Below are 8,932 nucleotides of genomic sequence, written 5' to 3' on the forward strand. Positions count from 1 at the left end.
GCGATCGCGCGCCAGCCGTTGTCGGGATCGTCGTGCACGCGGCCCGCGCGCACCGCCTGGTCGCGCGCGCGGAACAGAACCACGGGAACCGGGAGCGCGGGGGGCGCGTAGGCGCGGAGAGCCCGGCCGAGGGGCGCCGGCCGAAGGCGCCGGGCGATCCGGCTCCGGACGGCGGCGATTCCGCGCGTCCAGCCGAGCGCGGAAAAACGCCGCGCGATCCCGGCGGCGCGCCGCGCGGGAGGCGCGGGCGGCGGGTAACCGGGAGCGAAGGTGTCGAAGAGCGCGAGGATTTCGACGCTCTCGCCGGCGGCCGAGAGGCGGCGCGCCATCTCCCAGGCGACCGTCCCGCCGAAAGAATGGCCGCCGAGCCGGTAGGGGCCGCGCGGCTGGACGCGGCGGAGGTCCGCGAGGAATGTCTCCGCCCACGCCTCGATGGTGTCCGGGAGCGCCCGGCCGGTCTCGGTCAGCACGTGGAAGGCGTAGAACGGCTGTTCCTCTCCGAGGAGGCGCGCGATCGTGCGGAAGTTGAAGCCCGGACCGTTCCCGCCGGGAACGCAGAAGAACGCCGGGCGGGATCCGGTGGCTCGCAGCGCGACGAGGGTCCGGGGCAAGGGCTCTTCTCCCGACGACGGCTCCCGGAGGATCCGGGCGAGCGCGGCGATCGTCGACGCGTCGAGGAGCATCGGGAGCGGGAGGCGGCGCCCGAAACGCCGCTCGATCGCCGCGAGGATCTCCGCGGCGGCGAGCGAGTCGCCGCCGAGCTCGAAGAAGTCCTCGTGCGTTCCGGTGACCGGCCGGCGGAGCGCGAGCCGCCAGATCTCGAGGAGCGCGCCCTCCGTTTCGTCGGCCGGGGAGCTCTCCGTAGCCGCCGGATCGGGTATTTCCGGCGCCGGGAGTGCGCGGCGGTCGATCTTCCCGTTCGGCGTGCGCGGAAGCTCCCGGAGGACGACGAACGCCCGCGGGATGAACGGCGCGGGCAGCCGGGAGCGGAGGAGCTCGCGGATCCGCGGCCCGGGCGGGACCGTCCCCGCCTCCGCCTCGAAGTAGCCGACCAGCATCTTCTCTCCGGAGGGCTCGTCGAAGGAGACGGCGGCCACGTCGCGCGCTCCGGGAACGGAGGCGAGCGCCGCCTCGACTTCGCCCAGGTGCACGCGGACGCCGCGGATCTTGACCTGAAAATCCCGCCGGCCCACGTGCTCGAGGATGCCGTCCGGCCGCAGGCGCCCGAGGTCGCCGGTCCGGCACGATCGCGTTCCGTCGGGAGAGACCGGAAAGCGGGCGGCGGAGAGCGCGGGGTCCCGCCAGTATCCGTCCGCCAGCCATTCCCGCCGGACGACGATCTCGCCGACGGTTCCGGAGGGAACGGGGCGGCCGTCGTCGTCGTGGATCTCGATCGTCACTCCCGGAACCGGCGGACCGACCGGGATCGCCCCCTCCGCGACCGGTGCATCCCGCCCGAGAAGGTGTGAGCAGATCGTGCCGGCCTCCGTCAGCGCGAGATTGACCCGCAGCGATCGGGCCTCGGGGAAGTGCGCGAGGAAGAGATCGAAATCGCGCCGCAGCACCGCGTCGCTCGAAACGCGCACGAGCCGGACGCTCGGGAAACGCGCGCCGGGCCCGGCGGTGGCGAGGAACCGGCGGAAGATGCTCGGCACCGTATGGAAGACCGTCACGCGGCTCTCCGCGACGAACGCGGCGAGCTCGGCGAATCCCTCCGTCTCGACCGGGAAATGCACGACCGCGGCGCCGGCGACGAGGGCCTGATGCACGTTCGAGAGCCCGCCGCCGAGCGTGGTCGAGCCGGTCACGAGGCACCGGTCCTCCGGGACGTACGAGAGCTCCTCGGTCGCCGCGAGCGCCTGGGTGGCGATCATCCCGTGGCTCTGGACGACGCCCTTCGGCGCGCCGGTCGATCCGGACGTGAAGAGCACGCAGGCCGGCGACCCCGGGTCGATCTCCGGTGCCGGATCGCCGATCGGGACGTCGGGGATACCTCCGACGTCGAGGATCCCGCCGCCGGCCGTCTCGGCGACGGCGGCCGCGACCGCCGGGGTGGCCGGCGCGCCCGAACGGCCGCCCGCCGCGGCGTCCGTCACCACGAGCGCCGTGCCCACCGCGCGCGCGATGCGGACGAGGCGGTCCGCCGGCTGCAGCGGGTCCATCGGAATCGCGACGCGTCCCGACCGGTACGCCGCGATCTGTGCGGCGATTCCGGTCACGCCCGGAGAAAAAACGAGGATCGCGGGGGCGGCCGGGTCTCCCGGCGCGTTCGCGAGGGCGCGAGCGATGCGACGGACGCGGGCGTTCAGCTCGCCGTAGCTCAGATTCTCGTCCCGCCCGATCCAGGCCGGCCGGCGCGGATTCTCGGCGGCCCGCGCCTCGAAGAGGGCGGCGATCCCCGTCGGTCCGTTCATTCGATCCGCGCCCTTCGCCAGCGGACGAGCCGGCGGCTCGCGAGCTCGAGCCCGGCCTGGATCGCGATCCCGAACAGGGATGCCGTGAGGAGGCCCGCCCAGAGATCGTCGATCGAAAAGGTCTGCCACGCCCTCCAGATCCAGGCGCCGAGACCGTCGTTGGCGGCGACGAGCTCGAGGGCGATCGCGATGACGAGCCCGAGCGTGAGCGCCAGACGCAGCCCCACCAGGACGAGCGGGAGAGCGCCGGGAAGAACGACTCGGCCGAACGTCCGTGCGCGGGAGGCGCCATAATGCCGCGCGACCTCGAAGTGAACCGGGCTGATCTCCGCGACCCCGGCGATCGTGTTGATCGCGAGCGGGAAGAACGCGGAGACGGCGACGAGCAGGATCCGCGCCGATTCGCCGATCCCGAAAGCGACGAGGAAGAGGGGAAGCGCGGCGATCTTCGGAACCGCGTGGCCGGCCGCGAGCAGGGGATCGAGCGTGCGGCGCACCGCGGGGCTCCAGCCGGCGAGGGCTCCGAGCCCGATTCCGACAGGGGCCGCGAGCCCGACGCCGACGAGGACCCGTGCCGCGGTCGTCGCCGCGGCGCGCGAGAGTCCCCCGTCCGCGAAGCGGCGCACGGTCGCCGCGAGGATCGCGCTCGGCGGGGGAAAGAAGATCGCGGCGGCCCCGCCCGCGCGGCGCGCGGCGATCTCCCAGAAGAGGGCGACGGCGCCCCCCGCGAGGAGGATCGCCGGAGCCCCGGCGACGCGTCCGCGGTTCACCGCGCCGCCTCCAGTTCCCGCCTCGCCTCGTCCCGGAGCAGCTCCCAGACCTCCTGGCGGATGGCGAGGGCGGCGGCGCTCGCGAGCGCTTCCTCGCCGCGCGGCCGCGGGAGTGGAACCGGCATCGCGGCGCGCACCCGGGCGGGGCGTCCCGAAAGGACGAGGATCCGGTCCGCCAGGCGCACCGCTTCGTCGATGTCGTGGGTCACGAAGAGCACCGTCTTCGCCGAGGCGCTCCAGAGCGCGAGGAGCTCCTCCTGCAGCAGGAGGCGCGTCTGCGCATCGAGCGCGCCGAACGGCTCGTCCATCAGCAGGACGGGGGCGTCGGCGACGAACGCCCGCGCGATCCCGGCGCGCTGCTGCATTCCCGCCGAGAGCTCGTGGGGGAAACGCTCGCGGAAGTCGCGCAGGCCGATCCGGGCGAGGAAGTCGCCGGCGATCCTCCGCTTCTCGGCCCGCGGGAGGGAGCGGCGCTCCAGGCCGAAGGCCACGTTGTCGACGACGGTCATCCACGGAAACAGACCGTGGTCCTGGAAGACCATCGCCGTCGTCGGCCGTTCCGGGGCGGGAGCCGCGTCCACCTCCGCCGAGCCGGAGGAGGGCGCGAGGAGTCCGGCGATCGTGCGGAGGAGAGTCGTCTTGCCGCACCCGCTCGGACCGACGACGCAGAGGAACTCGCCGTCGGCCACGTCGAACGTGAGGTTGGCGATCGCCGTCACCGGCGCTCCATTGCCGGCGAACACCCGGGACAGCCCGCGGAGACGGACCGGCACGGCTCAGCTTCCGGGGCGGTCGCCCCGCGCCGCGCGCAGCGGGGCGGGGTCCCAGATTTCGGACAGAGGGAGCGGGCGCGGCAGGAGGCCGCCCGCGACCGCCCATTCCTGGAACGCCTGAAGGGTCGAGGCGTCGATCTCGCCGTCGGCCCGGATGGGGATCCAGCAGCACGCGCGGATCAGGTCGGCCGTCAGGCCGGTGCGCCGCGCGAGGATCTCCACGTTACGGGGAGTCTTTCCGGCGCGATAACGCGCGATGCCCCGGAGATACGCGCGGAGGAAGCGCACGCCGAGCGCGCGCTCCGGACCGAGCATCCGGGGGCCGAAGACGATGTAGGCGAGCTGGAACCCGGGATAGAAGTCCGTGGCCGGCATCCAGAGGCGGCCCTCGCCCGAGCGGAGAAGGCGCGTCCGTTCCGGCTCGGCGAGCATCGCCATGTCGACCGCGCCGTGCGCGAGCGCGGAACCGACGATCGCCGCCGGGAGATTCACCCGGCGAACCGCCGCCGCGGGCACGCCCTCGCGGGCGAGGAACCGGTCGAAGAGGAAGTCGACGACGGAACCGGCGCTCGTCCGGGCCGACGCCCCCCGCAGGTCTTCCGGCGTCGGAAGGCCGCCGCGCGCCGGGAATCCGGGACGGATCAGGAGGGACGTGAAGCCGCAGCCGCCCGCCTCTTCGTAGCCCTTGTCGGCGACGAAGCGCACGCGCGCCCCGCTCTGGATGGCCCGGAGGTCGCCGATCGTCGGAATGCCGCCGGAAACGTCGAGCCGTCCCGCGGCGAGGGCCGCCGTCGCCTGCGCGTTGGCCTCCAGCTTCGTCCAGCGGATCGCGATCCCCTCGCGCGCGAAGTCCCCCTCGTCCTCGGCGATGAAGAGCGGAGCGAACGACAGGTAGGGGACGCTCGCCACCCGCACCTCGTCCGGGCCGGCGGGGCCGCGCCGGCATCCGGAGAGGAGCAGGAAAACGGCCGCGACGCCGGCGAGCGCCCGCTTCTTCATGCGGGGGGGCGCGCCGCGCGCGAGCCCACGTTCCAGCTCAGGGAAACGAGGAACATCCGGGGGTCGCCGATGCGCCGCCCCGAGGAGAGATCGACGACGAAACGCCGGTCGAAGAGATTCGTGCAGGTCGCCGACAGCGACGCGCCGCCCCAGAGCGGGTGTTTCACCTCGAGATCGAACACCGCGGCCGGGTCGAGCGCCAGCCGGTTGGACGCGTCCACGTACTGCCGGGAGTACGTCCGGGCGCGAAGAGCCGCGGACCGGCCGGCGGCGTCGTGCCAGAGAGCCGAGAACCCGCCCGCGTTGCGGGGCACGAAGGCGATCCACTGGTCGACGAGCGTCGAATCGAGGTCGCTCGAGACGACGCGGGCCTCCGTGTACGTCCAGCTCCCGTCGATCCGCCAGGCGGGAGCGGGCTTCCAGGTCACCGAGGCCTCCGCCCCTTCGCTGCGGGCGTTGCCGACGTTGAAGGACTCGAGCACGCGGGGCGGACCCTTGGCGACCTCGACCTGGCCGATGATCTCTTCGATGCGCGAGACGAATCCGGTCGCGGCCGCGCTCCAGGAGCCGCGGGAGAAGTCGATTCCCGCTTCTCCTCCCCACGAATGCTCCGGGCCGAGCCCGGGGTTCGAGAGGGTCTGCTGCGTCTTCGCGAGCGTCTGGTAGTACAGCTCCCGGAGCGTGGGCGCCCGGAAGGCGCGGTAGCCGGCCGCGCGCAGGGCGAAACCGCCGCCCGCGCTCCAGCGGATCGCGAGGCGGGGATCGAACTGGTCTTCGGAGCGCGGCGCGATCGACGGCGACGAGCCGGGACTCGCGGACTGGTGCCCGTCGTAGTTCCGCCAGAAGTCGTAGCGCGCGCTCGCGAGGATTTCGAAGCCCGGCGACGGAACCAGGCTCGCCTCCGCGAAGACTCCCGTGAAGGTCTGCTGTCCGCCCGCGACGAGCCTCTGGGTGACGTCGCCCGCGGGCGAGTAGTTGTCGGCCCTGTCCTCGCCGCGGTTGTTCTGAACGTCGACGCCCGCGGCCAGGAACGGGAGCGCGCCGCCGGTTTCCCGCGACCAGAGGAGCGAGCCCCCCACTCCCTGGATCGGATCTTCGTGATGGTTCGCGCGGAACTCGGCGTTGCGGCCCTGTCCCGCGAAGAACGCCGTGTTGTCGTAGGCGAGCCTCTGGTGCTGGAAGTACCCGGTGGCGGCCAGCCGTCCGCCGAACGCGGCGAGGCCGCCGCTTCCCGAGAGGTCCTGGATCTGGCGATTCTGGTTCGAGAGCGGCGTGCCCAGCGAGAGCTGCTCGTCCGAGGCGGCCGCCGCGAGTCCCGCCGTCGCGTCGCCGTCCGTCCAGTCGGTCCGCAGGCGACCTGCGGCGTGTCGCGCCGGCATCGGAATGTCGATCGCGCCGCGGTCGCGCTCCGACTCGTGCTGGTAGCCGTCCGTCTCGAACCAGGACCCGTCCGCCTCGACGCCGAGCCCTCCGCCGAGGACGTGCGAGGCGGCGAAGCTCGCGTTCCGCGTGAAGTAGGAGCCGATCCCCCCCTCCGCGTCGAAGGCGTCGCGGTCGGCCCGCCGGGTGACGAAGTTGACGAGCCCCCCGAGCGCCTGGCTTCCGAACACGCTCGCCCCTCCCCCCCGGACGACCTCGGCGCGCTCGAGGCGGACGAGGGGGATCTTGTTCCACTCGATCGACCCGCTGAAGGGATCGGTGGCGGGGACGCCGTCCTGGAGCACGAGCGCGCGGCGGGCGCCCGCTCCGCGCATCGAGAACGTCTGGGTGGTCGGGAAGAGATACGTGCTGGACGTCGGCGGCATGTTGACTCCGGGGACCGTGCGGAGCAGGTCGTCGGTCGTCTGCGCCGGTGTGTGCTCGATCTGCGCCGGACCCATGACGGTCACCGAAAGGGGCACGTCCTCGACCGACCGCTCGACCCGGGTCGCGGAGACGACGACGTCCTCGGTGACCTCGGCCGCCGGCGCGTCTTTCGCGGGCGGCGGAGGCGCATCGGAACCGCCGTCGGCGGCCGCGAACCGCGGGCCGACGGCGACGGCCGTCAGGCCGAGAGCCAGGACGGCGATCGCCAGACGCGGCTTCGCCGATAGCGGGAATTGTCGGGTGATCATCGGCCGCGCGGATCTTACCGGAATCGCGGGAGTCGAGGAATCACGCGCCCGCGCGCTCGCACAGCACCAGCGTCCGGTCGTCGTCGGCGGCCGAGGAGCAGTGGACTCGTACCGCTTCGAGAATCGCCTCACGGAGAACGGGCAGCGGCGAGCGCGCGTGCTCCGCGAGGATCCGTTCGAAGCGCTCGAACCCGAAGGCGTCGTCGGCCGCGTCGCGGCATTCGATGATGCCGTCCGTGTAGAACACGAGCCGGTCGCCGGGAGCGAAGGGGAAGACCTGCGTCGGGAACTCCCGGGACTCGAAGAGGCCGAGCGGGAACGCCGGCAGCTCGAGTGGCTCCACGCGTCCCCCCGAGATGCGGTACGGCGGGGGGTGCCCCGCGTTCGTGAGCGAAACCGTGTCGGGCGAGACGAGCACGGCGAGCGCGAGCGTCATGTAGTTGCGGGTGTCCGTCGACCGGAACAGGAGGGCGTTCATCTTCGCGAAGAGCGCGGCCCCGGACTCGCCCGATTCGAGGAGTGTGGAGAGCGCCGCCTTCGCCGTCGCGACGAGAAGGGCGGTCGGCAGACCGTGGCCCGAGACGTCGCCGATCGCGACCGCGGTCTTCGCGTCGCGGGTCGAGAGGAAATCGTAGTAGTCGCCTCCCATGCGAGCGACCGGCTCGAAGTAAGTGACGGCGGTGAGCCCCGGCACCGGCGCGTCCGGGGCGGGGAGCAGCTTCTGCGCGATCAGCCGCGCCTGGTCGATCTCCCGGTCGAGGAGCTCCCGCGCGGCGCGGTCCTGCAGCGTCGCTTCGAGCGATCCCGCCATGAGGTCGAACGATCGCGCCAGATCGCCGACCTGATCGTGGGCGCGCGTCGCGATCCGGACGGAGAAATCCCCGGCGGCGATGTGCTCCGTCGCGCGGGAGAGGCGGTTGACGGTCTTCGTGATCGTGCGGATCAGGAGGTACGCGGTGAGGAGTGCGACGAGGTAGACCGCGAGGAGCATTCCCCCGATCACCATGAGGGCGATGATCGGCCAGCGCGTCTTGTTCTTCTCGATCGCGCCCTGCGAGAAGAGCTCGTCGAACGCCCGGCTCCACGAGAGCCGGGTGAAGACGGCGACGGTCCTCGGCTCGGCGCTCGAACGATCGCCCAGGATGGGCCGGGACGTGTAGACCCACCAGACGACGTTCAGAGGCGAACGGGAGTGGTCCTGCGGGATCGCCTGCGGCGGATAGATGAACTCGTCGGCGCGGTAGGGGTGGACCCCGCCCCGCCGGGCCCGGTCGCTCTCGTCGACTTCGATGTGGATCCCGCCCCCTCCGGAGCGCGCCCGGGCGTTCCTCGAGAGCGGCATGATCGCCACGCCGGAGAGCTCCGCCAGGCGCGCATAGAAGAGATCGTCCACCGGAATCGCCGAAATCGTCGCTCCGCTGTCGCCGAAGGTTCCGGCCGCGAAGAACCGGGCCCCGTCGTCTCCCACGAATCGGGGAGACTCGAGCGAGCGGATCCAGTCCGGCGCGGCGGAGCCCGCCGGGAGTGTCGAGATGTCGGACGCCGCGACGGTTTCGCCGGCGATCCGGGCGCGGCGAACCCCCGTCACCTGCCCGGCCACGATGCGGGTTCCGAGCTCCCGGAGGGCCGTGTCGACGCGGAACGCCTCGAACTGGCCGATCGTCATGTCCGCGGCGATCGCGAGCAGGAGAGCGACCATCGGGATCGGAAGGATCCCGATGAGGAAATAGGAGAACGCCAGCCGCCACGAGAGGCGGTAGAAGAGCTTCCTCGCGAGGAGGCGCGCGAGCCGGACGAGGAGCACGGTCCCGGCGACGCAGAGGAGGAGGATCCCGAGCGGAGTGAGCGGCGAATCCGAGAGC

6 protein-coding genes are annotated in these 8,932 nt (G+C 72.6%); all 6 read right to left on the minus strand.

Going from position 1 to position 8,932, the window contains the following annotated elements:
• The coding region (locus VFS34_05550; protein HET9793909.1) for an AMP-binding protein at positions 1–2,414 on the minus strand (2,414 nt) is incomplete at its 3' end.
• Positions 2,411–3,184: an ABC transporter permease gene (locus tag VFS34_05555; protein ID HET9793910.1), complete on the minus strand. Its 774-nt coding sequence runs from the start codon at positions 3,182–3,184 to the stop codon at positions 2,411–2,413. The genes VFS34_05555 and VFS34_05550, both read right to left, overlap by 4 nt.
• Positions 3,181–3,957, minus strand: a complete 777-nt coding sequence (locus VFS34_05560) for an ABC transporter ATP-binding protein (protein HET9793911.1) — start codon at positions 3,955–3,957, stop codon at positions 3,181–3,183. The genes VFS34_05555 and VFS34_05560 overlap by 4 nt, the downstream gene beginning before the upstream one ends.
• Before the next feature lie 3 nt (positions 3,958–3,960).
• Positions 3,961–4,956 carry an ABC transporter substrate-binding protein gene (locus tag VFS34_05565; protein ID HET9793912.1) on the minus strand — a complete coding sequence of 332 codons (996 nt, stop codon included), beginning with the start codon at positions 4,954–4,956 and terminating at the stop codon, positions 3,961–3,963.
• The gene (locus VFS34_05570) at positions 4,953–7,070 is read right to left on the minus strand and encodes a TonB-dependent receptor (GenBank protein ID HET9793913.1); all 2,118 of its coding nucleotides are present in this window, start codon (positions 7,068–7,070) and stop codon (positions 4,953–4,955) included. The genes VFS34_05565 and VFS34_05570 overlap by 4 nt, the downstream gene beginning before the upstream one ends.
• A gap of 40 nt (positions 7,071–7,110) precedes the next feature.
• A partial coding sequence (locus VFS34_05575; protein ID HET9793914.1) for a SpoIIE family protein phosphatase occupies positions 7,111–8,932 on the minus strand: 1,822 nt, incomplete at its 5' end.

It is taken from the genome of Thermoanaerobaculia bacterium, assembly GCA_035717485.1.
Lineage (GTDB): Bacteria > Acidobacteriota > Thermoanaerobaculia > UBA5066 > DATFVB01 > DATFVB01.